Origin of the sequence: Blastococcus sp. TML/M2B, from assembly GCF_016612865.1 — a bacterium.
Lineage (GTDB): Bacteria > Actinomycetota > Actinomycetes > Mycobacteriales > Geodermatophilaceae > Blastococcus.
Genome location: NZ_JAENZZ010000001.1, coordinates 80,496 through 106,527, shown reverse-complemented (window position 1 = coordinate 106,527; position 26,032 = coordinate 80,496). Strand labels below are relative to the sequence as shown.

The 26,032-nt window shown below is 73.7% G+C and carries 22 protein-coding genes and 4 pseudogenes; 7 read left to right on the top strand and 19 right to left on the bottom strand.

Translation table 11 applies throughout. The features are described from left to right. Positions 1 to 64 precede the first annotated feature (64 nt). The 14 genes and pseudogenes from JKP75_RS00480 to JKP75_RS00420 form a co-directional block, all read right to left on the bottom strand. Complete coding sequence (locus tag JKP75_RS00480; protein ID WP_200489627.1) at positions 65 to 1,096, bottom strand: ABC transporter ATP-binding protein; 1,032 nt, start codon at positions 1,094 to 1,096, stop codon at positions 65 to 67. Beyond that, positions 1,093 to 2,232: an ABC transporter ATP-binding protein gene (locus JKP75_RS00475; RefSeq protein ID WP_200489628.1), complete on the bottom strand. Its 1,140-nt coding sequence runs from the start codon at positions 2,230 to 2,232 to the stop codon at positions 1,093 to 1,095. The genes JKP75_RS00480 and JKP75_RS00475 overlap by 4 nt, the downstream gene beginning before the upstream one ends. Continuing rightward, complete coding sequence (locus JKP75_RS00470) at positions 2,229 to 3,008, bottom strand: ABC transporter permease (RefSeq protein WP_309229385.1); 780 nt, start codon at positions 3,006 to 3,008, stop codon at positions 2,229 to 2,231. The genes JKP75_RS00475 and JKP75_RS00470 overlap by 4 nt, the downstream gene beginning before the upstream one ends. A 150-nt stretch (positions 3,009 to 3,158) precedes the next feature. After that, positions 3,159 to 3,503, bottom strand: a complete 345-nt coding sequence (locus JKP75_RS22295) for an ABC transporter permease (protein ID WP_309229384.1) — start codon at positions 3,501 to 3,503, stop codon at positions 3,159 to 3,161. Positions 3,504 to 3,585: 82 nt separating this feature from the next. Next, positions 3,586 to 4,035, bottom strand: a pseudogene (locus JKP75_RS22290) (ABC transporter permease); the annotation flags it as partial. A 62-nt stretch (positions 4,036 to 4,097) separates the two neighbouring features. Continuing rightward, positions 4,098 to 5,383 (bottom strand): annotated as a pseudogene (locus JKP75_RS00460) (ABC transporter substrate-binding protein). 360 nt (positions 5,384 to 5,743) lie between these two features. Further along, the gene (locus tag JKP75_RS00455; RefSeq protein ID WP_200489630.1) at positions 5,744 to 5,899 is read right to left on the bottom strand and encodes a hypothetical protein; all 156 of its coding nucleotides are present in this window, start codon (positions 5,897 to 5,899) and stop codon (positions 5,744 to 5,746) included. 13 nt (positions 5,900 to 5,912) lie between these two features. Further along, the gene (locus JKP75_RS00450) at positions 5,913 to 6,869 is read right to left on the bottom strand and encodes a class E sortase (protein WP_309229382.1); all 957 of its coding nucleotides are present in this window, start codon (positions 6,867 to 6,869) and stop codon (positions 5,913 to 5,915) included. A 180-nt stretch (positions 6,870 to 7,049) separates the two neighbouring features. Further along, the gene (locus JKP75_RS00445) at positions 7,050 to 8,753 is read right to left on the bottom strand and encodes a hypothetical protein (protein WP_200489631.1); all 1,704 of its coding nucleotides are present in this window, start codon (positions 8,751 to 8,753) and stop codon (positions 7,050 to 7,052) included. Positions 8,754 to 9,098: 345 nt separating this feature from the next. Beyond that, the gene (locus JKP75_RS23260) at positions 9,099 to 10,757 is read right to left on the bottom strand and encodes a fibronectin type III domain-containing protein (protein ID WP_200489632.1); all 1,659 of its coding nucleotides are present in this window, start codon (positions 10,755 to 10,757) and stop codon (positions 9,099 to 9,101) included. A gap of 338 nt (positions 10,758 to 11,095) precedes the next feature. Continuing rightward, positions 11,096 to 12,310: an acyl-CoA dehydrogenase family protein gene (locus JKP75_RS00435; protein ID WP_200489633.1), complete on the bottom strand. Its 1,215-nt coding sequence runs from the start codon at positions 12,308 to 12,310 to the stop codon at positions 11,096 to 11,098. After that, the gene (locus JKP75_RS24250; protein WP_200492666.1) at positions 12,310 to 13,176 is read right to left on the bottom strand and encodes a MaoC/PaaZ C-terminal domain-containing protein; all 867 of its coding nucleotides are present in this window, start codon (positions 13,174 to 13,176) and stop codon (positions 12,310 to 12,312) included. The genes JKP75_RS00435 and JKP75_RS24250 overlap by 1 nt, the downstream gene beginning before the upstream one ends. Position 13,177: 1 nt before the next feature. Next, positions 13,178 to 14,530 carry a 3-oxoacyl-ACP reductase gene (locus JKP75_RS00425; RefSeq protein ID WP_200492665.1) on the bottom strand — a complete coding sequence of 451 codons (1,353 nt, stop codon included), beginning with the start codon at positions 14,528 to 14,530 and terminating at the stop codon, positions 13,178 to 13,180. 97 nt (positions 14,531 to 14,627) lie between these two features. Next, complete coding sequence (locus JKP75_RS00420; RefSeq protein ID WP_200489634.1) at positions 14,628 to 15,920, bottom strand: acetyl-CoA C-acetyltransferase; 1,293 nt, start codon at positions 15,918 to 15,920, stop codon at positions 14,628 to 14,630. Positions 15,921 to 15,979: 59 nt separating this feature from the next. On the opposite strand from JKP75_RS00420, the gene JKP75_RS00415 reads away from it, so the two are divergent. Further along, a complete protein-coding gene (locus JKP75_RS00415) occupies positions 15,980 to 16,696 on the top strand; it encodes a TetR family transcriptional regulator (RefSeq protein ID WP_200489635.1) in 717 nt (238 codons plus the stop codon). Then, positions 16,693 to 18,741, top strand: a complete 2,049-nt coding sequence (locus JKP75_RS00410; protein ID WP_309229381.1) for an acyl-CoA dehydrogenase — start codon at positions 16,693 to 16,695, stop codon at positions 18,739 to 18,741. Before JKP75_RS00415 ends, JKP75_RS00410 begins: the two co-directional genes overlap by 4 nt. Before the next feature lie 102 nt (positions 18,742 to 18,843). On the opposite strand, the gene JKP75_RS19915 is transcribed toward JKP75_RS00410, so the two are convergent. The 3 genes and pseudogenes from JKP75_RS19915 to JKP75_RS19905 all read right to left on the bottom strand — a co-directional run. Further along, on the bottom strand, positions 18,844 to 19,356 hold the full coding sequence (locus JKP75_RS19915; RefSeq protein ID WP_242472852.1) for a PP2C family protein-serine/threonine phosphatase: 513 nt from the start codon (positions 19,354 to 19,356) through the stop codon (positions 18,844 to 18,846). 88 nt (positions 19,357 to 19,444) lie between these two features. Continuing rightward, positions 19,445 to 19,975 (bottom strand): GAF domain-containing protein, encoded by a 531-nt coding sequence (locus JKP75_RS19910; protein WP_309229669.1) that lies wholly within the window; start codon positions 19,973 to 19,975, stop codon positions 19,445 to 19,447. Between the two features lie 244 nt (positions 19,976 to 20,219). Then, positions 20,220 to 21,494: pseudogene (locus JKP75_RS19905) on the bottom strand (GAF domain-containing protein); the annotation flags it as partial. A 251-nt stretch (positions 21,495 to 21,745) separates the two neighbouring features. Here JKP75_RS19905 and JKP75_RS00400 point away from each other — a divergent pair. Together JKP75_RS00400 and JKP75_RS00395 are read left to right on the top strand one after the other, a co-directional pair. Further along, positions 21,746 to 22,843 carry an EAL domain-containing protein gene (locus tag JKP75_RS00400; RefSeq protein WP_200489636.1) on the top strand — a complete coding sequence of 366 codons (1,098 nt, stop codon included), beginning with the start codon at positions 21,746 to 21,748 and terminating at the stop codon, positions 22,841 to 22,843. A gap of 61 nt (positions 22,844 to 22,904) precedes the next feature. Then, the gene (locus JKP75_RS00395; protein WP_200489637.1) at positions 22,905 to 23,078 is read left to right on the top strand and encodes a DUF1059 domain-containing protein; all 174 of its coding nucleotides are present in this window, start codon (positions 22,905 to 22,907) and stop codon (positions 23,076 to 23,078) included. Positions 23,079 to 23,141: 63 nt separating this feature from the next. On the opposite strand, the gene JKP75_RS22280 is transcribed toward JKP75_RS00395, so the two are convergent. Together JKP75_RS22280 and JKP75_RS22275 are read right to left on the bottom strand one after the other, a co-directional pair. Further along, positions 23,142 to 23,489, bottom strand: coding sequence for an aldo/keto reductase (locus tag JKP75_RS22280; protein WP_309229380.1), 348 nt, complete (start codon positions 23,487 to 23,489; stop codon positions 23,142 to 23,144). A 95-nt stretch (positions 23,490 to 23,584) separates the two neighbouring features. After that, positions 23,585 to 24,067 (bottom strand): annotated as a pseudogene (locus JKP75_RS22275) (aldo/keto reductase); the annotation flags it as partial. A gap of 180 nt (positions 24,068 to 24,247) precedes the next feature. Between JKP75_RS22275 and JKP75_RS00385 the strand changes: the two are divergent. From JKP75_RS00385 to JKP75_RS22270, 3 genes are all read left to right on the top strand, one after another. Then, positions 24,248 to 24,535, top strand: coding sequence for an HU family DNA-binding protein (locus JKP75_RS00385; RefSeq protein ID WP_200489639.1), 288 nt, complete (start codon positions 24,248 to 24,250; stop codon positions 24,533 to 24,535). A gap of 132 nt (positions 24,536 to 24,667) precedes the next feature. Next, entirely contained in the window at positions 24,668 to 25,540 is an 873-nt protein-coding gene (locus JKP75_RS00380) for a serine hydrolase domain-containing protein (RefSeq protein ID WP_309229379.1), read from the top strand. Next, complete coding sequence (locus JKP75_RS22270) at positions 25,509 to 25,925, top strand: serine hydrolase (RefSeq protein ID WP_309229378.1); 417 nt, start codon at positions 25,509 to 25,511, stop codon at positions 25,923 to 25,925. Before JKP75_RS00380 ends, JKP75_RS22270 begins: the two co-directional genes overlap by 32 nt. The last annotated feature ends 107 nt before the right edge of the window (positions 25,926 to 26,032 follow it).

The following is a 26,032-nucleotide window of genomic DNA, read 5'->3' as shown; positions in this document are numbered from 1 at the left end:
GTCGAGCGTCCTCCCTCGTGGTGCGCGGTGAGGGAGGACGCTGCGCGGTGAGGGAGGACGGCGGTCAGGGGGTGGCGGTGATGCCCTCGGGGGCGTCGGTCGCCGGGGTGCCGACGATGCCGTGCAGGTGGCACGCCGCCTGCTGCCCGGGGGCGCCGACCGGCTGCAGCGCGGGGTCGACGTCGTCGCACGGCTCGAAGACGTGCGGGCAGCGCGTGCGGAACCGGCACCCGCTGGGGACGGCGGCCGGCGAGGGGACGTCGCCGCTGAGCACGATCCGCTTCCGCTCCCGCTCGAGCGCCGGGTGCGGCAGCGGCACCGCCGAGAGCAGAGCCTGTGTGTATGGCATCTGCGGATCGGTGCCGACCGCCTCCGCCGGGCCGATCTCCACGATCCGCCCCAGGTACATGACCGCGATCCGGTCGGAGATGTGCCGGACCGCGGAGAGGTCGTGCGAGATGAACAGCAGCGTGAGCCCCAGCTGGCGCTGCAGCCGGCGCAGCAGGTTGAGCACCTGCGCCTGCACGCTGACGTCGAGGGAGGCGATCGCCTCGTCGCACACCAGGAAGTCCGGCTCCCCGGCCAGCGCCCGCGCGATGCCGACCCGCTGCCGCTGGCCGCCGGAGAACTCGTGCGGGTAGCGGCCGGCCACGCCCGGGTCGAGGCCGACCAGCTCGAGCAGCTCGGCCACCCGGGCCGCCTTGTCGCGGCCCTTCCGCAGCCCGTGCACCTCCAGCGGCTCGCCGACCGTCTGGGCGACGGTGCGCCGCGGGTCCAGCGACGCGAACGGGTCCTGGAAGACCATGCCGGCGCGGCGGCGCAGCTCCTTGAGCCGGCGGCCCTCCAGCCCGGTGAGGTCGGCGCCGTCGAAGGTCAGCGTGCCGCCGGTCGTCGGCACCAGCCGCAGCAGCGCGTTGCCCAGCGTCGACTTCCCGCAGCCGGACTCCCCCACCAGGCCCAGCGTCTCGCCGCGGCGGATGTCCAGGTCGACGCCGTCGACGGCGCGCAGCACGCCGGCCGCCTTCTTGCGGTAGCTGCCGCCGATCGGGAAGTGCACCTCCAGCCCGCGGGCGGAGACCAGCACGTCGTCGCTCATCGGGCCCCTCCCCCCGCACGTCCGGGACTTTCGGTACCGAAAGTCCCAGCACCGGACGGACTTTCGGTACCGAAAGTCCCAGCACCGGACGGACTTTCGGTACCGAAAGTCCCGGCACCGGGCGCCTCGGCGCACCAGGTGGCGGCGCGGTGCGGCAGATCCAGGCGGGCACGGCCATCGTCGGCCCGGGTGATCTGGACCAGCGGCGGCTGCTCGGTCTCGCAGCGCGCGTCGCCGCGCACCGGGCAGCGCGGCCAGAACACGCAGCCGGCCGGCAGGTCGGTCGGGGCGGGCGGCGTGCCGGGCACCGTGGCCAGGTCGGGGACGACGCCGTCGACGGCGGGCTGCGCGAGGTCGGGCAGCGCACCGAGCAGCCCGCGGGTGTACGGGTGCCGCGGGTTCTCCAGCACGTCGTCGACCGTGCCGTCCTCGACGCACCGGCCGCCGTACATGACCAGCACGCGGTCGGCGATGCCCGCGACGACGCCCAGGTCGTGGGTGATCCAGACGACGCCGGTGCCGCGCTCGGCCTGCAGCTTCTCGACCAGGTCGATGATCTGCGCCTGCACGGTGACGTCGAGCGCCGTCGTCGCCTCGTCCGCGATCAGCAGCGCCGGGGAGTTGCACAGCGCGATCGCGATGACCACCCGCTGCCGCATGCCGCCGGAGAGCTCGTGCGGGTAGCGGTCCAGCGTGCCCACGGGATCGGGCAGCCCGACCTCCGCCAGCAGCTCACCGGCCCGCCGGCGGGCGGCGGCCTTGTCCACGTCCTGGTGCGCGCGGATCCCCTCGACCAGCTGCCGGCCGATCGTGAGCACCGGGTTGAGCGAGGTCATCGGGTCCTGGAACACCATGCCGGCGCCGGGGCCGCGGACCTGCCGCAGCCGCTCGGGCTTCATGGTGAGCAGGTCCTCGCCCTGCAGCACCGCCCGCCCGGTGACCGTCGCGATGCCGCGGGGCAGCAGGCCGAGCAGCGCGAGCACCGAGACGCTCTTGCCGCTGCCGGACTCGCCCACCACGGCGACGGTCTCGCCCGGGGCGACGGTGTAGGACAACCCGTTGACGACGTCGGCCCGCCCGCGCGGGGTGCGCAGCCGCACCCGCAGGTCCTCGACCTCCAGCACCGGCTCGGTCATCGCCCACCACCGGCCATGAGCGTCCGCTGCCGCGGGTCCAGCACGTCGCGCAGCCCGTCGCCGAGCAGGTTGAAGCAGAGCACGGTCAGGAAGATCGCCATCCCCGGGAAGAACGCCAGCCACCAGGCGTCCTGGATGAAGCCGCGGCCCTCGGCGAGCATCCGGCCCCACGACGGCGCCGGCGGCTGGGTGCCCAGGCCGAGGAAGGACAGCGCCGCCTCGGCCAGCACCGCGAACGCCAGGCTGATCGAGGTCTGCACGATGATCGGCGGCGCGGCGTTGGGCAGCACGTGCCGGGTGAGCAGCCGGAGGTCCGAGGCCCCCACGGAGCGGGACGCCCGCACGTAGACCTCCTCGCGTACGCCGAGCACGCTGGCCCGGGTGACCCGCGCGAACACCGGGATGTAGACGACGCCGATGGCCAGCGCCGTATTGCCGGAGCCGGGCCCCCGCACCGCCAGGACGGCGATGGCGAGCAGCACCGCCGGGAAGGCGAACAGCATGTCCATGAACCGCATGAGGACGTCGTCGACCCAGCGGCCGTAGAACCCGGCGAGCAGCCCCACCACGGTGCCGATCACCAGCGCGATGCCGACGGCGAGGAACCCGACGCGCAGCGACACCCCGGTGCCGAGGACCACCCGGCTGAAGATGTCGCGGCCGAGGTCGTCGGTGCCGAACAGGTGCTCCCAGCTCGGCGGCTGCAGCCGGTCGGGGATCGAGGTCTCGTTGGGGCCCTGCGGGGCGATGGTCTCGTCGAACACGGCCACCAGCACGAGGCCCACCAGCAGGGACGGCGGAGACCGCCGCCGTCGGGTTGCGGGCCAGCAGACCCAGCGTCTCCCGCCAGCGCGGGCGGGCGGGGCGCAGGGACGGCGCGCCGGTCGACGGGCCGGCGGACGGCGCGGCCGGGTCCGGGAGCGCGGTCATCGCCGGATCCGCGGGTCGATCGCCGTGTACAGCAGGTCGACGACGAGGTTGATGACCAGGAAGACGATCGCGAACAGCAGGACGGCCCCCTGGAGCACCGGGTAGTCGCGCGCCTGGACCGACTGCAGGGCCAGCTGCCCGAGCCCGGGCCAGGAGAAGACGATCTCGACGACGACGACGCCGGAGAGCAGGTAGGCCAGCTGCACGCCGGTGACGGTGACCAGCGGCAGCAGGGCGTTCCGGAGCACGTGCCAGGTGAACACCTGCCGGGCCGGGAGGCCCTTCGCCTGCGCCGTCCGCACGTGGTCCGAGCCCAGCGCCTCGAGCATGCTGGAGCGCACGAAGCGGGTGATGACCGAGCCGCGACACGACGCCGGTGACCACCGCCGGCAGGATGAGCCGCTGCAGCCAGCCGGCCGGGTCCTCGGTGAGCGGCACGTAGCCCCCGGTGGGCAGCCAGCCCAGCGTGCCGGCGAACACCAGGATCAGCACGATCGCCATCCAGAACTCCGGCACCGAGATGCCGATCTGGCTGAACACGGTGGCGATGCGGTCGACGACCGACCGCGGCCGCAGCGCCGACACGGTGCCCAGCGGGATCGCGATCGCCAGCGCCACCAGGATCGAGGCGAAGGCCAGGGTGAGCGTGGCGGGCAGCCGCTCGCCGATCAGCGAGGCGACGGTGTCCCCGCTGCGGAAGCTGACCCCCAGGTCACCGGTGAGCGCCCCGCCCAGCCAGGAGACGTACTGCTGGAGCAGCGGCAGGTCCAGCCCGGAGCGCTCCCGCAGCGCGTCGTAGGTCTCCTGGTTGAACCGGGTGCCCAGCGCCAGCCGCACCGGATCGCCCGGGACGAGGTGCACGAGCGCGAACACGATGACGCTGACCCCCGCCAGCACCACCACCGACTGACCGGTGCGGCGGAGGAGGTAGCCGCTCAGGGCAGCTCCACGTTCTCGAAGTTGATCGCCTTGTCCGCGCGGATCTGGTAGCCGGACAGCCCCGGCGCCCAGGCCTGCACGACGTCGGGGTTGTACAGGTACAGGTAGGAGACGTCGTCGACGATGATCGTCGCGGCCTGGTCGTAGATCGCCTTGCGCGCGGCGTCGTCGGTCTCCGTGGCGCCCTGCTGCAGCAGCTGGTCGACCTGCGGGTTGCTGTAGCCCTGGTAGTTGTTCGGGCCGTCGGTCTGGTGCTGCTCCTGGTAGAACGCCGCGGGGTCGAGGTTGCCCAGCCAGCCCAGGTAGAAGGCGTCGTAGTCACCGGCGCCCTGGCGGTCCAGCCAGGTGGCGAAGTCCAGCGTCTCGATCTCGACCTCGATGCCGACCTCCGAGAGCTGGTCGGCGATGACCTGGGCGGCCGTGACCGTCTCGGGGTACTCGTCGGTGACCATCAGGCCCATCGTCAGCGGCGTGCTCACCCCGGCCTGGGCCAGCAGCTGCCGCGCCTGCTCGGGGTCGCGGTCGAACGGCTCGTAGTCGTAGTAGAAGAAGCTGTCCTCGGGGATCGCCGTCTGGTTCTCCTCGGCCGCGCCGAACCAGGCCGCCTCGGCCACCGCCTCGCGGTCGATCGCGAAGGAGATCGCGCGCCGCACGTCCCGGTTGTCGAACGGCGGGCGGGCGTAGTTCATGGACATGTACCAGTAGTCGACGCTGGAGGTCGTCTCGAGCTCCACCGAGTCGTCGTCGTCCAGGGACTCGATCTGCTGCGGCGGCACGTTGTCGGTCCACTGCACCTCGCCGTTCTGCAGCGCGGTCAGCGCGGCGGCCGGCTCGGTGATGTAGCGGAACTCGACGCCGTCGATGCTCGGCGCGCCGCCCCAGTAGTCCTCGTAGGCGGCGAGGACGGTGCTGCTGGCGTCGGATCGCTCTCCAACTCGAACGGGCCGGTGCCGTTGGCCTCGGTGGTGAGGTCCAGGTCCTCGGCGGCGTTCTCCGGGAGGATCGCCATGCCCTTGAACGAGCCGATCCGCTCCAGCAGGTTCGGCGTCGGCTGGGTGAGCCGGATGACGACGGTGTCCGGCCCGTCGGCCTCGACGGACTCGACGTTCTGGAAGCGGAAGGAGTTGCTGAGCTCCTCGTCGATGATCCGGTTGTAGGAGTAGACGACGTCGGCGGAGTCGAACTCGCTGCCGTCGTGGAAGGTGACACCGTCGCGGAGGGTGAACCGCCACTCCAGGTCGTCCTCGCTGGTCGACCACTCCGTGGCCAGGCTCGGCTGCATCGTGAGGTCCTCGGGGTCGGGGACCACGAGGGTGTCGTAGACGTTCTCCAGCACCTGGAAGCTCGCGTACGCCGTCGTGACGTGCGGGTCGAGCTGGTCGGGCTGGGCGCTGACGGCGGCGACCAGCACGTTGTCCCCACCCCCGCCTCCGCCGCCGGTGTCCACGGATTCCCCGCCCCCGCAGGCGGTCAGCGCGAGCGTGCCGGTTGCGGTGAGGGCGAGCAGTCGAGGAGCGCGCACGGAGGCCTCCGGAGGCGTCGAGGGTCGTCGTCCGCCCCCGACACTTCACCCGACCGCGCAGGTCGGCCACCCGAGACCGCGATCGTCACCGGGCCGCAACACTGCGGCCCGGCCACGGGCTCAGTCGACCGTGACGTCGTTGAACGGCAGCCGGGGCTCCACCCACGGGAAGACGACGAACAGCAGCAGCGCGGCCACCGCGGCGACGAGGAGCAGCGCGAGCACGGCCTTGCTCGCGACGGGGCCGGGCAGGTGGCGCCAGATCCAGCTGTACATGCGGTTCTCCTGGTCAGCTCTCGTAGAGGGCGTCGGGGCCGTCCGGGAACTCCGCCTTGCTGATCGCGCCGCCGTCGAGACGGGCGTGGATGATCATCCGCTGCCGGGCCGAGTAGCGCGGGTGGCAGGTGGTCAGCGTCAGGTAGGCACCGGTCGGTGCGGCCGACGCCGCGGCGTTCGGCGTCGGGGAGACGACCTGGACGTCGGTGGGGGCCACGATCTGCCGGCCCGGGATCCCGCTGGGGTCGGCGTCGACGTCGCCCGTCGCCGGGTCGCCCAGCATCCGGTAGACGAACCAGCTGTCGGCGGTCTCGACGACGATCGGGTCGCCGGGCCGCATGGTGTCCAGCTCCAGGAACGGCGAGCCCTTGCCCACCCGGTGCCCGGCCAGCGCGAGGTTGCCCTGCTCGCCGGGGAGCGCGGAGTCGACGTAGTGGCCGGGGCCCTGGGCGAGCTGCTTCTCCTCGGTGCCCTCGAGGATGACCCGCGTGTAGTCCTCGCCGAGCCGCGGGATGCGCAGCACCCCGAAGGCGTCGCCGAGCTCGACCTGGGTCAGGGAGCGCGCGTCGGCCGGCTCGTCCGCCCACTGCTCGCGCAGCTCGGTGGCCAGCTCGTCCTGCTTCTGCGCGGTGAGGAAGTCGGTCACGTAGACCTCGTAGACGACGAACAGCAGCAGCACCATGCCGGCGGTGACCAGCAGCTCGCCGACGCCCAGGGCCGCGGAGCGCCAGAAACCGCGGCCGCGCGGGGCGTCGTCGTCCCAGTCCTCGTGGCCGTCGTCGTCGGACCAGGCCTCGCCCCAGCTCTGCCAGCTGCGGTCCCGCTCGGTGACGACGTCGCCGGTGGCGTCGTCCGCGGCGGGCTGCTCGGCGGCGGACGGCGCGGAGGCGCCGGGCACGGGTGGCCGGCTGCGCGGCGGGGGGCCGCCCAGCTCGGGCACGCGGTCCCAGGGCTGCGTCCGGTCGTCCACGATGCCGCTCCCTGGTTCTGTCCGTGCTGCCGCGCAGGTGCGCGTGGTCGCGACCGGTACCGGCCCGAATGCTAGGTGACGCGGCCGCCGGTGCCCGGCTCCCGCGCCCAACCGAGCGGGCCCTGCTCCACGAGGGAGCAGGGCCCGGCCGGGGTTGCTACCGCCCGGAGGCGGCGGGGGTCACGCGGACTGGCGACGGCGGGCCGAGACGAGCAGCCCACCACCCACGCCGACGGCCACGAGGCCACCGATGAGGGGCAGCGCGACGGAGGCGCCGGTGAAGGGCAGCTTCGCCGACTGCGCGCCCGCGGCACCGACGGTGAAGTCGGAGCGCATGACGTAGGGGTTGCCGTTCAGGTCGACACCGCTGGCCACGAGGCTGTGGTTGCCCAGCTCGAGACCGGCCGGGATCGTGACGTCGACGGTGAAGCGGCCGTCCTTGTCAGCGGTCACGTTGCCCAGGAACGTGGGCTCCGAATAGACGTACAGCGCCACCGTGGAGAAGGGCAGGTAGCCCTCGCCGCGGAGGGTCAGCGTCTGGCCGGCGGCCACGTTGGTGATGGCGGAGCCGTCGGCCTTCTTCAGCGAGGTGTTGCCGGCCGGGGGCGTGGCGGCCTTGACCGGGGCGGCGACGACGGGGCTGGTGACCCAGTCGCCGGCCTCGCCGGCGACCTTGTCCTCGTCGAACGCCAGGACGCCGACGGTGTAGGCGCGGCCGGCCTCGACGCCGAGGCGGCAGCTGCGGGCAGCGGCCTCGACGAGGCAGGCCACCATCTCGCTGGTGCTCTGCGCACCGACCGGGTTGGCGAACGCCTGGTAGCCGAAGACGGCCGAGTCGTCGGCCGGGGCGTTCCAGGTGACCAGGAGCGACGAGACGCCGGCGCTGACCTTGATGTCACGGACGGCGGGCAGCGTGACCACGGGGGCCTGCGGCGTCGTCGTCTCGGGGGCCGACGTGGTGGTCGGAGCCGAGGTCGTGGTCGGAGCCGGCGTGGTGGTCGGAGCCGAGGTGGTGGTCGGGGCCGGGGTCGTGACGGGCGCCTCGGTCTCCTCCTCGTCCTCCGGAGCCGCGGTGGTGGTCGGAGCCGGCGTGGAGGTGGGGGTCTGCGTCTCCTCCTCCTCGGCGTCCGAGGTCGGGGCCGGGGTGCTGGTCGGAGCCGAGCCGGTCGACTCCTCCGGGGTGGAGGTGGGGGTGCCGGTCTCCTCCTCGGCGTCCGAGGTCGGGGCCGGGGTGGTCGTCGGGGCCGAGCCGGTCGACTCCTCCGGGGTGGAGGTGGGGGTGTCGGTCTCGTCCGAGCAGGGGTCGGACGCCTCCGGGAAGGACTCGAGCGCCTCGGCGATCGCGAAGCCACCCGCGTACTGGACGCCCGGGGGCAGCTGGCTCTCGCCGCCCTCGTCGGCCGGGCTGCTCGACTGGGTCGGCTCGGCCTCCGTGGTCGGCGCCGGAGTGGTGGTCTCGCCGCCCTCGTCAGCCGGGCTGCTCGACTGGGTCGGCTCGGCCTCCGTGGTCGGCGCCGGAGTGGTGGTCTCACCGCCCTCGTCAGCCGGGCTGCTCGACTGGGTCGGCTCGGCCTCCGTGGTCGGCGCCGGAGTGGTGGTCTCGCCGCCCTCGTCAGCCGGGCTGCTCGACTGGGTCGGCTCGGCCTCGGTCGTCGGCGCCGGCGTGGTGGTCTCACCGCCCTGGTCGGCATCGCTGGTCGGGGCGGCGGTGCTCGTCGGCTCCGCGGTCGGCTCCGGCGTCGGCGTCTGCGTCTCGCAGGTGGACGCCGAGACGTCGCCCTCGGCCTGCGCCACGCCGCCGACGCCGAGGACGGCGGTCGACAGCACGACGGCGCTACCCGCCAGCAGCGCGCCCCAGCGGCGCGAAGGGCTCGTGATGCTCACATCAACTCCTGTGGTGACCCGGGACCCCGGGGACCGGTGCCCGGACCTCCCGAGCACCGCGTGACCAGCGCGTCGACGCCCACGTGCGGTGCACAGGTGCCGACGACGTGGAGCGGACGCTACGGAGCCGGAACCGCGTTTCGATACTGCGCGGTCCAGCAGATGCTGCCAACAACTCGACGTGCAGTTGGGAGATCCGTGACTCCTGGAACGGGTGGGGCAGGTGAGCGTTCGTGGGGCGTCGACAAGTCCCTCACCTGGGCGTTCGGGAACGCGCAGGAGCCCGGGTCGCCGTCGCGGCGACCCGGGCTCCCGGGGGTGCGTGCTGCCGGTGGCAGCGGTGGGTCAGGCGGTGGCGCGGCGGCGGGCGCCGACGATGAGGCCACCGCCGGCGAGCAGCGCCAGGGCGCCGGCACCGAGGTAGGGCAGCGCGGCGAAGCCGGTGCTGGCGAGGCTGGCCGCCGCCGCACCGGACACGGTGATCGGCATCGTCAGGTAGCGCGCGTTCCCGTCGCCGTCGTACCCCGCGGCCACGAGGGTGTGCGAGCCCGCCGCGAGCCCCGCCGGCAGGGCGCCGGTGAAGGTGAAGGCGCCGGTCGCGTCCGCCTGCACGGTGCCCAGGACGGTCGGGGTCGAGTAGACGAGGACGGTCACGGTCGAGAAGGCCGCGTAGCCGCTGCCGGAGACCGTGATGGTCGAGCCGGGCGTCACCGCGCCGGCGGAGAAGCCGGAGGTGGCGAGCGGACCGTTGGAGGCCGGCACCGCGGCGGGGAAGGGCAGGGCGCCGGTCATCAGGAACGGCGACGCCTTGCCCGCGTTGCCCGCGCTGTCGATCGCGTAGACCACGACGCTGTAGTCCGTGCCGGCGTACAGGTCGGTGATCGTGCAGGTGAGCACGTCGGCCGCGGTCTCGCAGGCCTCGCCACCCATCTCACCGGCACCGAGGCCGACGCCGTACCCGGCGACCGGGAAGGTGCCCGCGACGGTCGGGGCGGTCCAGGTGACCGTGATCGAGCCGTAGGTGCTGGTGACCTTCACGTTGCCGGGGGCGCCGATCGGGGCGTAGGGGATGCCGGTGACGACGCTGCTCGCGGCGCCCTCGAGACCCTCCTCGCTGATGCCCCGGACCTGCACGCCGTAGCTCGTGCCGTTGGTGAGGCCGGTGAGCGGGAAGGACAGCCGCGCCGAGTACTCGTCCTCGCGGACGGGCGTGACCGCGGTCCAGTCGCCGGCACCCAGCTTGTACTCCCAGGTGTCGGGCTGGCTGCTGTTCGGCTCGTCGTTCCAGGTCGGCACGAAGCTCACCTGGAGGGAGCCGTTGCCGCCGGTGACGTCGACGTCCTTCGGCGCGAGGGGCGCCGCGATGCAGGGCTGGACGTCGGCCGAGACGTAGCTGGAGTAGCCCACCTCGAGCGTGGTGTTCTGGGCGACGGCGGCACCCGGCCAGGTGACGACGTTCGCGGTGCCGCCACCGCCGGCACCGCCGACGTCGGCGCCGCCGCCCACGCCACCGTGCGCGAGGAGCGAGACCGAGGGGCCGGTGACCGTGGTGGCCCCGCCACCACCGCCGCCCCCGCCGACGAGGGTGTCGTCCCCGTCGAGGACGTCGTCACCCGCGGCGCCCGCGGGCGCGCCGGCGCCGCCGGCCCCACCACCGTCCGGGTCCCCGTCGACGCCGTACTCGCCCGTCACCCAGGAGAAGGTCTGGGTGGCGGAGACGCCGGTCGTCACCACGAGGCGGCCGGCGCCGGTGGCCGGGTCGACGATCTCGTCGTCCACCAGCCAGCCGCGGCCGCCGTCAGCGCCCTGGAGCTCCCAGTCGACGGAGCAGTAGCCCTCGGGGACGACGAAGCCGGCGTCGCCCTCGTACGAGGAGAAGTAGAGCGTCTCGAGCTCCTCGGCGGCCGAGGCCGTACCGGTGACGCCGAGAACTGCGGTGGACATGCCGATCGTGCTGACGGCCAGCAGGCCCAGTGCACGTCGGGGTGAGGACGTGAGCTGCACGTTTCGCTCCCTCGAGGATCCCGGGGCGCCGGGTCGCTGGCCCGGTCATCCGGACGGCGCACGACACCACGCGGAACGCGCCGTCGCCGGAAGGGCGCGCACGTCCGAACCAGTGGGGCGTTGCGTGACCGGATCGTGACCCGGGAGGCGAAGACGCAGGTCAAACGGGTGGCGACTGCAGTCGGAATGCGACGAGAATGGGTGATGGTTGTTGTGCACAACCGTTGCGGAACCGACCGGCACCGGAGCTCGGGACCCCCCGGAACGGGCACACGCCGCGCGGCCACCGTCCCGGGTGCGGACGGCGGCCACGCGGCGTGGTCGGCCGAGGAGCGGGGTCAGCGGATGTGCACGCCCGAGATGGTGCGGGCGATGACCAGCCGCTGGATCTCCGAGGTGCCCTCGAAGATCGTGTAGATCTTGGCGTCGCGGGCCATCCGCTCGACCGGGTAGTCGCGCGTGTAGCCGTTGCCGCCGAGGATCTGCATCGCCTGCTCGGTGACCCGGACGGCGGTCTCGCCCGCGACCAGCTTGGACATCGAGCCCTCGGCCGCGGTGAACTGCTGGCCGTTCTGCGCCATCCACGCCGCGCGCCACACCAGCAGGCGGGCGGCGTCGATGGAGGTCTTCATGTCGGCGAGCATGAACGCGATCGCCTGGTTCTCGATGATCGCGCGGCCGAACTGCTCGCGCTGCTTGGCGTACTCCAGCGCGTACTCGTAGGCGGCGCGGGCGACGCCGACGGCCTGCGCGCCCACCGCGGGCCGGGTGCGCTCGAAGGTGGCCATCGACGGCTGGGTGCGGCCGCCCTTCACGCCCTCGCGGGCGCGGGCCAGCCGCTGGTCGAGCTTCTCCTTGCCGCCGAGCAGGCAGCTGCCCGGGATGCGGCAGTCCTCGAGGACGACCTCGGCGGTGTGCGAGGCCCGGATGCCGTGCTTGAGGAACTTCTGCCCCTGGGACAGACCCTTGGTCCCCGGCGGCACGATGAAGCTGGCGTGCCCGCGGGCCTTGAGCTCGGGGTCGACGACGGCGGTGACGACGTGGATGTCGGCGATGCCGCCGTTGGTCGCCCACGTCTTGGTGCCGTTGAGCACCCACTCGTCGGTCTTCTCGTCGTACACCGCGCGGGTGCGCATCGCGCCGACGTCGGAACCGGCGTCGGGCTCGGACGAGCAGAACGCCGCGACCTTCGGCTCGGCCTCGGTGCCGAACATCTGCGGCACCCACTCGCCGACCTGCTCGGGCGTGCCGTTCGAGCTCACCCCTGCCGCGGCCAGCGCCGTGCCGACGATGGCCAGCCCGATGCCGGCGTCACCCCAGAACAGCTCCTCCAGGGCAATCGGCAAGCCGAGTCCGGACTCCTCGAACGACTGGGCGGCGAAGAAGTCGATCGAGTAGAGGCCGACCTTGGCCGCCTCCTGGAGGATCTCCCAGGGGGTCTCCTCCCGCTCGTCCCACTCGTGGGCCGCGGGACGGATGACGTCCTCCGCGAACTGGTGCACCCACTTCTGCAGCTCGATCTGGTCCTCGGTGAGCCCGAACGACACGGCCATCAGTGCTTCTCCTCCAGGGTGCGGATCGTTCCGACCACGTGCTCGGTGCCGCTGCCGGCGTTGCGGACGGCGACGTCCCAGCCGCCGTCCACCTGCCCGGTGGCCAGGTGCACCGTCGACGGGAGGAACAGCGGCTTCGTGAACTGGACGTCGTACGCGAACGCCTCGGGCAGCCGGTTGGCCACCGCACCCAGCACGCGGGCCTTCACCCACATGCCGTGCGCGATCGCCCGCTTGAAGCCCAGGGCCTTCGCGGTGAGCCCCGACAGGTGGATCGGGTTGACGTCGCCGGAGACCTTCGCATAGCGGCGGCCGGCGTCGTCGGGCACCCGCCAGGTCGCGGCGGGGCGCTCGAGCGCGCCGACGACCACCTCGACGTCGGCCTCCGGAGCACCGGCGGGCGCCTGCGCCCCGCGGGCGAGGTAGGTCGAGCGCGAGCGCCAGACCTCCTCCCCCGCCACGGCGGCGGTCGCGCACAGGTCGACGGTCGCCCCGCTGCGATGGGCCGCGAACCGCTCGGCCCACACCTCGACGTCCAGCGGCTCGTCCGCGCGGATCCCGCGCAGCAGCTCGATCCGGTTGCGCACGTGCACCAGCCCGACCGTCGCCAGCGGGAAGGCGCGGTCGGTCATCAGCGCCATCTGCAGCGGGAAGGTGAGCATGTGCGGGTAGGTCGCCGGCAGCACGTCGGTGAACGGCAGCCGGCAGACCCGCGCGTAGGCGGCGAGGTGGTCGCGGTCGACGGTCACGCCGCGCCGGGCCAGGTGCGTGTCGGGGAGGTCGCCGCCCCGGCCGCGCCCGGTGAGCGCGGCCCGGGCGTACAGCGCCGCCAGGTTCGGCGGGCCGTCCAGCACCGTGGTGGCCATCTCAGGCTCCCAGCAGCGACTGACCGCAGACGCGCACGGTCTGGCCGTTGACGCCGGCGCTGGTCGGCTGCGCCAGCCAGGCGATCGTCTCGGCGACGTCGACCGGCAGCCCGCCCTGCTGCAGCGAGTTCAGCCGGGCGCCCACCTCGCGGGTGCCGAACGGCATCTTCGCCGTCATCTCGGTGACGATGAAGCCCGGCGCGACCGCGTTGATCGTCGCGCCGCGCTCGGCGAACGCCGGCGCCCACGCGCGCACCATGCCGATGACCCCGGCCTTCGACGCCGCGTAGTTGGTCTGCCCGCGGTTGCCGGCGATGCCCGACTGCGAGGAGACGCAGACGACCCGCGCGCCCGGGTTCAGCACGTCGCCGTCCAGCAGCGCCTGGGTGATGTCCAGCTGCGCCTGCAGGTTCACGGCCATGACCGAGTTCCAGCGGGCGGCGTCCATGTTGACCAGCAGCTTGTCCCGCGTGATGCCGGCGTTGTGCACGATCACGTCCACGCCGCCGTGCCGCTCGCGCAGGTGCTCGACCAGCCGCTGCGGGGCGTCCGCGGCGGTGATGTCGAGCTGCAGCGCCGTCCCGCCGATGCGGTTGGCCACCGCGGCCAGGCTGTCGCCGGCCGCGGGGATGTCGACGGCGACGACGTGCGCGCCGTCGCGGGCCATGACGTCGGCGATCGAGGCGCCAATGCCGCGCGCGGCCCCGGTGACGACCACGACCTTGCCGGCCAGCGGCTTCGCGGCGTCCTGCGCGGCGGGGACGTCGGCGGCCGAGAGCGTGACGCCCTGCCCGTCGACGTAGGCGGAGCGGCCGGACAGGAAGAAGGTCAGCGGCCCGGCGACGGCCGACTCCGCACCCTCGGGCACGTAGAGGGCGTTGGCCGTCGAGCCGTCGCGCAGCTCCTTGCCGATCGAGCGGGTGAGCCCGTCGACGGCCTGGCGGGCGGCGGCCTGCGCCGGGGAGTCCGCGGCCGACGGCGGGTCGGTGAGGATGACGACCCGGCCGTTGGCGCGCAGCCGCTTCACGGCGGGCGCCAGGAAGGCGTGCGCCGCGGCGAGGTCGGCCGGGCCGGTCACGCCGGTCGCGTCGAGCACCACCGCGCCGAACTTCTCGCCCGCGGCGTCGCCGTCGGCAGCGACCGGCGAGACGACGGCCACCCCGGCGTCCTTCAGCACGGCGGTGACGGTGTCGCGCAGCCGGCCCTGCCCGGCCGAGCCGACCACGGCCGGCCCCTCCAGGAGCGGGCCGCCGGGCTCGTAGCGGCGCAGCACGCCGGGCCGGGGCAGGCCGAGCTGCTTGGTGACGGTGGTGCCGAAGCCGGAGTTGGCGAAGTTGGTGTACCAGTCAGCCACTGGAGGGGTTCCTTCCGAGAGGGACTTTCGGTACCGAAAGTCCGGGAGCGGCCTGCGGCCGGGGGACTTCCGGTACCGAAAGTCCCCCGGCGGTGGGTCAGGACTCGAGGATGGCGACGACGCCCTGGCCGCCGGCCGCGCAGATGGAGATCAGGCCGCGCTTGCCCGGGCCCGCCTCGTGCAGCATCTTCGCCAGCGAGGCCACGATCCGGCCGCCGGTCGCGGCGAACGGGTGCCCGGCCGCCAGCGACGAGCCGTTGACGTTGAGCTTCGAGCGGTCGATGGAGCCCAGCGGGGCGTCGAGGCCCAGCTTGTCCTTGCAGAACGCCGGGTCCTCCCAGGCCTTCAGCGTCGAGAGCACCGTGGACGCGAACGCCTCGTGGATCTCGTAGAAGTCGAAGTCCTGCAGGGTCAGGCCGTTGCGGGCGAGCATCACCGGCATGGCGTAGGCCGGCGCCATGAGCAGGCCCTCGCCGCCGTGCACGTAGTCGACGGCGGCGGTCTGCGCGTCGACCAGGTGGGCGAGGACGGGCAGGCCCTTGGCTGCGGCCCACTCGTCGGAGGCCAGCAGCACCGCGGAGGCGCCGTCGGTCAGCGGGGTGGAGTTGCCCGCCGTCATCGTGGCGCCCTCGCCCCTGCCGAAGACCGGCTTGAGCTTCGCCAGCTTCTCGGCGGTGGAGTCGGGGCGCAGGTTGTTGTCCCGGGCCAGGCCGAGGAACGGCGTCACCAGGTCGTCGAAGAAGCCGCGGTCGTAGGCGGCGGCCATGTTGTGGTGCGAGCGGGCGGCGAGCTCGTCCTGCTCCTCGCGGCCGATCCCCCACTCCTCGGCGGTGATCGCCTGGTGGTCGCCCATCGCCAGGCCGGTGCGCGGCTCGGAGTTGCGGGGCATGTCCGGCACGAGCTGGCCGGGGCGGATCTTCGCCAGCGCCTTGAGCCGGTCGCCCATCGTCCTGGCGTTGTTCAGCGAGATGAGCACCCGGCGCAGGTCGTCACCGACGGCGAGCGGGGCGTCGGAGGTGGTGTCGACGCCGCCGGCGATCCCGGACTCGATCTGCCCGAGGGCGATCTTGTTGGCGACGAGCACCGCGGCCTCGAGGCCGGTGCCGCACGCCTGCTGGACGTCGTAGGCCGGCGTCGTCGCCGCCAGCGTCGAGCCGAGGACCGACTCGCGGGTCAGGTTGAAGTCGCGGGAGTGCTTGAGGACGGCGCCGGCCACGACCTCGCCGACCTGCTCGCCCTGCAGCCCGAACCGGGCGACCAGCCCGTCGAGGGTGGCGGTGAGCATGTCCTGGTTGGACGCCTGCGCGTAGGCGCTGTTGGACCGCGCGAACGGGATCCGGTTGCCGCCGACGATCGCGGCCGTGCGGCGAGGCTTGGCGGTGTCAGCCATGGGGACCTCCGAGGTCGGGTGAGTGGCCGGTACCCAGGGTACGCGGTACCGTCGTTCACATGAAGGCAGAGGTGGTGAGACGCTCCTCGCAGCCCGGACGCGAGCCGCGGGCGGCCGCCCGACGCGCCCCGGGCACTGTTCCGCAGGGCCGGGACCGCCGCGACTCGAGATGGGACGAGCACCGCCGTGCGCGGCGCGAACAACTCGTCCAGGCGACCCTGACCGCGGTCGGCAGGCACGGCGCCGGCGTCGGCATGGAGGAGATCGCCGCCGCGGCCGGCACGAGCAAGACCGTCGTCTACCGGTACTTCGCCGACCGCTCGGAGCTCTGCGTCGCGGTCTGCACCGAGGTCGCCGGCCGGCTGCTCGCCCAGCTGCGGGCGGCGATGGCCACCAGCGACCACCCCCGCGCGATGACCGCCGCGGCGATCGGCAGCTACTTCGCCTTCCTCGAGGCCGAGCCCGAGATCTACCGCTTCGTGGTCTCCCAGCACCCGGCCGACGGCGCCGACCCCCTCGCCACCCTCGCCGACCTCGTCGGCGACCAGGCCGCCGCGCTCATGGCGGTCGCCCTGGAGCAGGCCGGACGCGATCCAGCCGCCGCCGGCGCCTGGGGGCACGGGCTGGTGGGGCTGGTCCGCTCCGCCGCCGACTGGTGGCTGCGCGCCGAGCGCCCGATGCTGCGCACGGAACTCGCCGCACACCTGACCGATCTCGCCTGGGCCGGGCTCTCCGGCGTCGTGGCACCCGCACCGAACAGCATGGAGGAGTCGTGACGAAGTCCCTGCCCGCCCCGGTGGACCTGAAGGCGATCCGCGAGGTCCTGGACGGCCGCTGGGCGCACGTCCGCCGCGACGCCCGCGAGAGCCTCACCGACCCCGACTTCCTGCCCGTCTACGGCGAGACGATGCAGCAGGCCCGCGAGCGCGTCACCCGCGCGGCCAAGGTGCTGGCCGACTCCGGCCGGGTGGGCTTCGGCTTCCCGAAGGAGTTCGGCGGCGAGGCCGACTCCGGCGCCTCGGTCACCTCGATCGAGATGCTCGCCTTCGCCGACCTCTCCCTCATGGTCAAGGCCGGCGTGCAGTGGGGCCTGTTCGGCGGCGCGCTCGAGCTGCTCGGCACCCGCCGGCACCACGAGACCTACCTGCGCGACGTCATGAGCTTCGACCTGCCCGGCTGCTTCGCCATGACCGAGACCGGGCACGGCTCCGACGTCCAGCAGCTGCGCACGACCTGCACCTACGACCCCGCGACGCAGACCTTCGACCTGCACACCCCGCACCAGGCCGCGCGGAAGGACTACATCGGCAACGCGGCGAAGGACGGCCGCATGGCGGTCGTCTTCGCCCAGCTGGTGAGCCAGGGGACCAACCACGGCGTGCACGCCTGGCTGGTGCCGATCCGGGACGCCGACGGCAACCCGCTGCCGGGCGTCACCATCGAGGACGACGGCCCCAAGGCCGGCCTGCTCGGCGTCGACAACGGCCGGCTCACCTTCGACCACGTGTCCGTGCCGCGGGACATGCTGCTCGACCGCTACGGCCAGGTCGCCGAGGACGGCACCTACACCTCGAGCATCGAGAACGAGACCCGCCGCTTCTTCACCATGCTCGGCACGCTCGTGCGCGGCCGGGTGAGCGTCGGCGGCTCGGCCGGCTCGGCGACCAAGCTGGCCCTCGACATCGCCGTCCGGTACGGCGAGGTGCGCCGCCAGTTCGCCGCGCCCGGCGAGGAGCGCGAGATCGTCATCAACGACTACCTCGTCCACCAGCGCAAGCTGCTGCCGGCGCTGGCCAAGACCTACGCGCTGCACTTCGCGCAGGGCGAGCTGGTCTCGACGATGCACGACGTGCAGACGGCGGTGCACGTGCACGGCCAGGAGGTGGACGAGCAGGCCCAGCGCGAGCTCGAGTCGCGGGCGGCCGGGCTCAAGGTGGCCCAGACCGCGCACGCGACGCAGACCATCCAGATGTGCCGCGAGGCGTGCGGCGGGGCGGGCTACCTGCAGGAGAACCGGCTGCCGCACCTCAAGGCCGACACCGACGTCTTCACCACCTTCGAGGGCGACAACACCGTCCTGCTGCAGCTGGTCGCCAAGGGCCTGCTCACCGGGTACCGCGACAACTTCGGCTCGCTCGACGGCTGGGGGCGGGTGAGCTTCGTCGCCGACATGGTCCGCGAGACCGTGCTGGAGCGGACGGCGGCCCGCGCGCTGATCGCGCGCCTGGTGGACGCCGTCCCCGGGGTGGACGACGTGCCGATGCTCGACCGCGGCTGGCAGCTGAAGATGTTCGAGTTCCGCGAGAAGCACTCGCTCGAGGGCGCGACCCGGCGGCTGCGCAAGAACTCCACCATGGAGGGCATGGCGCCGTTCGACATGTTCAACGACGTCCAGGACCACGTGCTCAAGTCCGCGCAGACGCACATCGAGCGGATCGTGCTCGAGGCGTTCGTCGCCGGCGTGGACCGCGTCGACGACCCGGCCACCAAGCAGCTGCTCGACACGCTCTGCGACCTCTACGCGCTCTCGACCATCGAGGCCGACAAGGCGTGGTTCCTCGAGCACGGGCAGCTGACGCCGGCCCGCGCCAAGACGCTCACCGCCACGGTGAACCAGCTGCTCAAGGAGCTCCGCCCGCACCTGATCACGCTGGTCGACGGCTTCGCGATCCCGGAGGACTGGAAGGCCGCCGCGATCCTCGAGGAGGAGCCGGGCCGGCAGGAGGCCATGGCCGCCCGCGACGCCGAGCTGCGCGCGCAGACCGGCGAGGAGCCGCCGATGGGCACCGCCACCGCCGTCGACGTCCCCCCGGGCCAGTAGCACCCACCCCCGAGTTGATCATCGTCGATCGGCCGCCCCCACCGGCGTGGCGGGCAGCCGTTCGACGATGATCAACCGGGCTGGGGCGCAGGGCCGCGTGGGTCAGGTGAGGCGGACGGCGAGGACGGCGACGTCGTCCTCGGCGTCCGGGAGGAACAGCCGGCGCAGCACCTCGTCGCACAGCTGCTCCAGCGGCAGCCCGCCGCACTCGCGCAGCACCTCCAGCAGCTCCTCGGTGCCGGCGTCGATGTCGCGGTCACGCCGCTCCACCAGCCCGTCCGTGTAGAGCAGCACGGTCGCTCCGCGCTCGACGGGCACGGTGCGGTCCTCGCGGGTGAAGCCGGGGTCCACACCGAGCAGCAGGTCGGCCTCGGCGACGTCGAGCAGCCGCACCGCGCCGTCGGCCCCCACCAGCACCGGCGGCGGGTGCCCGGCGTTCGACCAGCGCAGCAGCGCGCCCCCGCCGTCCTGCGGCTCGAGGTGGGCGATGACCGCGGTGGCCATCGTGCGCAGCGCCAGCCCGGCCAGCGCGCGGTCCAGCTCGGTCAGCACCCGCGCCGGGGAGCCGCCGCTGGAGTAGCTGATCCCCCGCAGCAGCCCGCGCACCTGCCCCATCGCGGCGGCCGCCCGGGTGTCGTGCCCGACGACGTCGCCGATGGCCAGCACCGTCGTCCCCGTGGCCTGCTCGAAGGCGTCGTACCAGTCACCGCCGATCTCGGCGCCCTCGGCGGCCGGGACGTACCGGACGACGACCTCGCAGTCCTCGATCGCCGGCGGCTCGCGTGAGCATGCTGCGCTGCAGGGCGTCGGCCAGGGCGCGCTGCTGCCCGTAGAGGCGGGCGTGGTGCAGCGCCATCCCGGCCCGGCGGCCGATCTCCACCGCGGTCTCGACGTCGGCGGCGGGGTGCGGCCCGCGGTCCGCGCCGTTGAGCAGGCACAGCACGCCGACGGTCTGCCCCCGGATGGTCAGCGGCACCGCCGCCACCGACGACGGCGCCAGCTCCACCAGCATCGCCTTGGCCTGCGGGTCGGAGACGACCGAGGCGATCCGCTCGGGAGTGAGGTCGCGGACGACCAGCGGCTGACCGGTGCGGAACACCCGGCGCGGGGCGCCCTCCGGCGTCACCGTGCGCACCATGCGGCTGACGTATTCGGCGACGAACTCCTCGCGAGCGGGGTCGCGGTGCGCGCTGGCGGTCTCGCGCAGCCGGCCGTGCTCGTCGGTGCTGACGATCCAGCACCAGTCCCCGAGCCGGGGGACGACGAGGGAGGCCAGCCGCTGGCAGCTGCTCGCCGATGTCCATCGTGCCGGACAGCACCCGCCCCGCCTCGGCCAGCAGCTCGAGCCGCTGGTTGGCCTCGGTCACCGCGGCCACGGCGCGGTCCCGGTCGGCATCGGCCTGCAGCCGCGAGACGCTCAGCGTGATCTGCGCGGTGAGGCCCTCCAGCAGCCGCAGCTCCTCGGCGTCGAACGCGTGGTCGGTGGTCCAGTAGGCGACGAAACTGCCCAGCAGCCGGCCCTCGACCACCAGCGGCAGCGAGGCGAGGGCGCGCAGCCCCAGCACCTCGGTCCACGGCGCCATCGCGGGGAAGCGGGCGATGCCCTCCTCGACGCTGCTCAGCACGACCCGCTCCCCCGTGCGCGCCGTGTACTGGGTGGGCAGCGCGTCGTCGAGGTCGACCAGCACGCCGCCGGAGGGCACCTCGCCCACCTCGGCGCGGACGACGTCGAGGATCCGGCGGCCCAGGTGGACCCGCACGCGCTCGTCGTCCCCGGGTTCGCGGACGGCCACGCCGCCGGACACCGCCCCGAGCACCTCGGCGCCGCGCAGCGTGATGTCGGCGAGCTCGCCGATCCCGGTCGCGTTGGCCACCTCGGCGGCCACCGCGGCGATCGCGGCCGCCCGCTGCACGGCGGCCAGCCGGGAGCGCGCCTGGTTGCGCGCGTCGGTCACGTCGAGGACGGTGCCGAGGATCCGCTGGGCCGCGCCGTCGGGCCCGGTCAGCACGCGCCCCCGGCAGACGATCCAGCGGACCTTCCCGTCGCGGCGCAGGATCCGCAGCTCGACGGTGTACTGCGCCCGCGCCTCGACGGCCTCGGTCATGGTCCGCTGCGAGGAGTCCCGGTCGTCCGGGTGGACGAACTCGGCGAACAGCCGGTCCATCGGCACGCGGGTGGCCTGGTCGACGCCGAAGATCGCCGCGCTGCGCTCGTCCCAGTCGATAAAGCCGGCGCGGAGATCGACCTCCCAGATGCCGACGGAGCTCGCCTCCAGCGCCACGCCCAGCCGGCGGGCGGACCAGGCGGCGTCCGCGTTGGCCGCGGCGAGCTCGAGCTCGGCGACGACGGAGCTGGCCAGCTGGCGCAGCAGCTCGGCCTCGTCCCCGCTCCAGGGCCGCGGCTCGGCGTCGTACAGCGCCAGCACGCCGACGACGTGCCCCGAGGCCGTCACCAGCGGCGACCCGAGGTAGGCGCCCACCTGCCCCGACGTGACCGCCGGCAGGTCCGCGACGTCCGGGTCGGCCCGCGCGTCGGGCACGGCGAGCGGCAACCCGCTCGTCACGACCATCGCCGAGAAGGCGCCGGTCAGGAGCGCCGGGCCGCCCACCACGCCGGGCGGCAGCCCGTGCCCGCCGACGACGAGGTCCTGGTCGGTGAAGAGCGTGATCTTGGCGTGCCCGGCACCGACCAGGCGCGCGGCCAGGCCGGAGAGCCGATCGTAGGCGGCGGGGCCGGAGACCTCGGCGAGCATCCGGCGGGCCACGGCGATGCGCGCCGGGTCCAGGAGGGGCCCGAGCACAGGCGGCTGCGAGCCGGACACGCACGCCTCCCAACCGCGGCCTCGGCGCCCCGGGCAGGGCCGCCGGGATCATGCTTGCACGGGTGGCGCCGCGACACGGTCGACCGCTCCTGCGAAACCCGCCGACCGCGGCCGCTCCCCCGCCCGGGTGACGGGGCCCACTCGGGGTCAAGCACCGACCCGGGACGACCGATCACCGGCTCATGCTCGGCACACGCACGGCCGGCCTGCCGGACTGCCGTCCGCTGCTCGCCGACCCCGACGACCTGACGCTGGCCTTCCAGCCGATCGTCGCCCTCGAGACCGGCACGGTGGCCGGGTACGAGGCGCTGGCCCGCTTCCCCGGCGCGGCCGGACCCGACGTCTGGTTCGCCGCCGCCGCCGAGGCCGGGGTCGCCGCCGAGCTCGAGGCGCTGGCCATCCACAAGGCCCTGGCCGTCGTGCCCCTGCTGCCCGACGACACCTTCCTCACCGTCAACGTGAGCCCGCACCTGCTCGGTGCCCGGTCGGTCCAGGAGGCGCTCGCCACCCGCCCCGACCTGCACCGCGTCGTCGTCGAGCTGACCGAGCACACCCCCGTCGACGACCTCGGCGCCCTGCGCCGGCAGACCGACGTGCTGCGCGCCCGCGGCGCCCTCATCGCGCTGGACGACGCCGGCAGCGGCTACTCCGGCCTGCAGCAGATGGCCGCGCTGCGCCCCCAGATGGTCAAGCTCGACCGCGCCCTCGTGGCCGACGCCGACGCCGACCCGGTGCGCATGGCCCTGGCCGAGATGGTCGGCGAGTTCGCCGGCCGGATCGACGCCTGGCTGCTCGCCGAGGGCGTCGAGACGGCGGCCGAGCTGGCCGCCTTCGCCCAGCTCGGCGTCCCGCTCGCGCAGGGCTGGCTGCTGGGCCGCCCCGGCCCGACGTTCGCCCCGCTGGCGCCCGAGGTGGTGCAGCTGGTGCGCGCCCAGGTGGCGCGGGCCCGGCTCACCGAGAGCGTGGCCAGCCTGCTGCGCCCCGTCCGCCACTGCGCGCTGGGCGCCCAGGTGCTCGGCATCCCCCCGGCGGTGCTGGTGGGGTCGCACGGCGAGCCGGCCGGGCTGCTGCTCAGCGACCCCCGGACGGCCGAGGTCTACACGGCCCCGGTGTCCTTGCGCGTGCACCCCTCGACCGACATCGAGGAGACCCTCGCGCGCGCCCTGACCCGCCCGATCGCCCGCCGGTGGGAGCCGGTCGTGTGCACCGATCCGACCGGCCACGTCCTCGGGATCCTCCGGGTCGAGGACCTGATCACCGCGGGGCGCAGCGCCCGCTGACCCCACCCAGACCCCGGCGCCAGCTCAGGAGCCGGTCGCCCCACCGACGAGGAGTCCACCCATGAAGCGTTTCGCCTGCGGCGACGTCATCCCCGACTGCAACGCCACGTTCACCGCCGCCGACGAGGACGGCATCTTCGCCCAGGCGGTGCCGCACGCGGCCGCCGAGCACGGCATCAACGAGGTGACCCCCGAGCTCCAGGCGACGGTCCGCAGCCTCATCGCCACCGTCTGACCGACCTCCCCTCCCACCCGGGAGGGCCCCGGGGCCGGCGCCCGTCATCGCGGCGCCGGTCCCCTAGACGGCGCTGGCCTCGTCCAGGGCCGCGCGCTGCGCGTCGTCCAGCACCAGGTCGCGCATCGGGAGCAGGTCGGCCAGCTGCTCGACCGTGCGCCCCGAGGCGATCGGCGCCACCACCGTGGGCTGGTCGGCGAGCCAGCGCAGCGCCACCGCCGGCACCGGCACGCCCTGCTCGCGCGCGATCGCGCCCAGCACGGCGAGCACGCGGTCGCCGCGCTCCCCCACGTACGCCGACGCGCCCTTGGCCCGCGGCGAGTCGATCTGCTCCCCCGCCCGGTACTTGCCGGTGAGGAAGCCCTTGGCCAGCGCGAAGTAGGGCAGGGTGCCGATCCCCTGCGCCTGCACGGTGTCGCGCAGGCCGTCCTCGAAGCCGGCCCGCTATCCACCAGGTTGTAGTGCGTCTGCAGCGCCGCGTACCCGCCGACGCCGAGGCGCTGCGCGGTCTCCCGCGCCTCGGTCAGCCGCTCCGCCGAGTAGTTCGAGGCCGCGACGTGGCGCACCTTGCCGGCCTGCACCAGCTCGTCGAACGCCGTCAGCGCCTCCTCCAGCGGCGTCGTCGCGTCGTCGTAGTGGGCGTAGTAGAGGTCGATCCGGTCGGTGCGGAGGTTGCGCAGCGACCGCTCGGCAGCGGCGCGGATCTCCCCCGCGGCCAGCGGGTGCTCCTTCGTCCCGGGCGAGGCCTTGGTGGCCACCACGACCCGGTCGCGGACGCCGCGGGTGGCCATCCACTCACCCAGGATCTGCTCCGAGACGCCGTTGCCGTACATCTCGGCGGTGTCGACGAACGCCGGCTGCGGAGCCGAGGCGTCGAGGAAGCGGTCGAGGACGGCGAAGGACGTCGGCGCGTCCGCCGTCCACCCGAAGACGTTGCCGCCCAGGCAGAGGTCGCTGACGGTCAGGTCGGTCCCGGGGAGCTGCGGCATGCCCCCACGCTAGGTGTGGTCCACGACACGCGCAGGTCACCCCCGGGGTGGTGCGGGTGTGACCTGCGAGCCATCCAGGGCCCGGAAACGGGGGTGCAGTGGCGGATTGTCGGGGGTTCGTGGCAGCGTGCCCCCGGTCCGGCTCTCGTTCGACCCGGCCTCCCGACGAAAGGTTGCTCCATGAACAAGGCTGAACTGGTCTCCGCCATCGCCAAGCGCGCCGACGTCCCGGCCTCGACGGTGGACGCCGTCATCGCCGGCCTCCAGGACGAGCTCGTCGACGCCATCACCCGCGGCGACAAGGTCGCCGTCTCCGGCCTGCTGACCGTCGAGCGCACGCAGCGCTCCGCTCGCACGGGCCGCAACCCGCAGACGGGCGAGGCGATCGAGATCGCGGCCGCGAACACCGTCAAGGTGACCGCCGGCTCGAACCTCAAGAAGGCCGCGAGCGCCGTTCCGGTCTCCTGACCTGACCCCTGCGCTGCCCACCGTCGGGCGTCGCGCCGCACCCGTGTGGTCCAGGCCACAGGCCCATGGGCCAGGATGCGGGTGCAGGCGCCGCCCGACGGTGGACGGCGCCCAGGGCAGCGGAGGTCCCCCGTGGGCAGTGATCTGACCGTCAGCACCGATCCGGGCGAGGTCGGTTTCGACGCCGGCCGGCTCGAACGGCTCGACCGGCGGCTGGCCCGCTGGGTCGACGACGGGCAGCTGCCCGGCTTCCTGGTCACCGTCGCCCGGCACGGCAAGCTCGTGCACGTCGGCCGGGCCGGCCACCGCAACGTGGAGGCCGGCCTCCCCGTCGAGGACGACACCCGCTGGCGGATCTTCTCGATGACCAAGCCGATCACCTCGGTCGCGGCGATGATGCTGTACGAGGAGGGCGCCTTCGAGCTCACCGACCCGATCACCAGGTGGCTCCCCGAGTTCGCCGAGACCCGCGTCTACGTCGGCGGCTCCGCGCAGAAGCCCGTGACGGTCCCCCAGATCGAGCCGATCCGGGTGTGGCACCTGCTCACCCACACCTCCGGGCTCACCTACGGCTTCCACCACGCGCACCCGGTCGACGCCATCTACCGCGCCCTGGGCCACGAGTGGGGCAGCCCGCGCGGCGCCGACTCCGCCGACGTCTGCCGCCAGTGGGCCTCGGCCCCGCTGGTCTTCCAGCCCGGCAGCGAGTGGAACTACGGCGTCTCCACCGACGTCCTCGGCCGGCTGGTCGAGGTGATCTCCGGCCAGACGCTGGACGACTTCTTCGCTTCGCGCATCTTCGCCCCGCTGGGCATGCGCGACACCTCCTTCGGCCTGCGCCCCGAGGACGACCCCGAGTCGCTGGCCCGCCTGTACCTGGCCACGCCGGGCAAGCCGGGCGGCCCGTCGTCCGGCATGACGTTCAGCGAGGCGATGGACCGCGGCGCGCACCGGAAGCCCGATTTCCTCTCCGGTGGCGGCGGCCTGGTCTTCCACCGCCGGTGACTACCTGCGCTTCCTGGAGATGCTGCGCCGCGGCGGCTCCTACGACGGCGGCCGCATCCTCAGCCCGCGCACCATCCGGCAGATGACGACCAACCACCTGCCCGGCAACCAGGACCTGCAGTCCTTCGGCCGCCCGCTGCACGCCGAGTCGCCGATGCGCGGCGTCGGCTTCGGGCTGGGCTTCTCCATGGTCATGGACCCGGCCGCCTACGGCGTGCTGGCCAGCCCCGGCGACTACAGCTGGGGCGGCGCGGCCTCGACCGGCTTCTACGTCGACCCGGTCGAGGACGTCACGGTCGGCTTCTACACGCAGCTGCTGCCCTCGAGCACGCTGCCGATCCGCAACTACCTGCGCCAGCTGGTCAACCAGGCGCTCGTCGACTGAGCCCCGCGCTGGGATCAGGTGACCTGATCGTGCTGCGTCCTCCCTCACCGCCCACGGTGAGGGAGGACGCTCGATGATCAGGTCACCTGATCGTCGCGGGTGGGCGC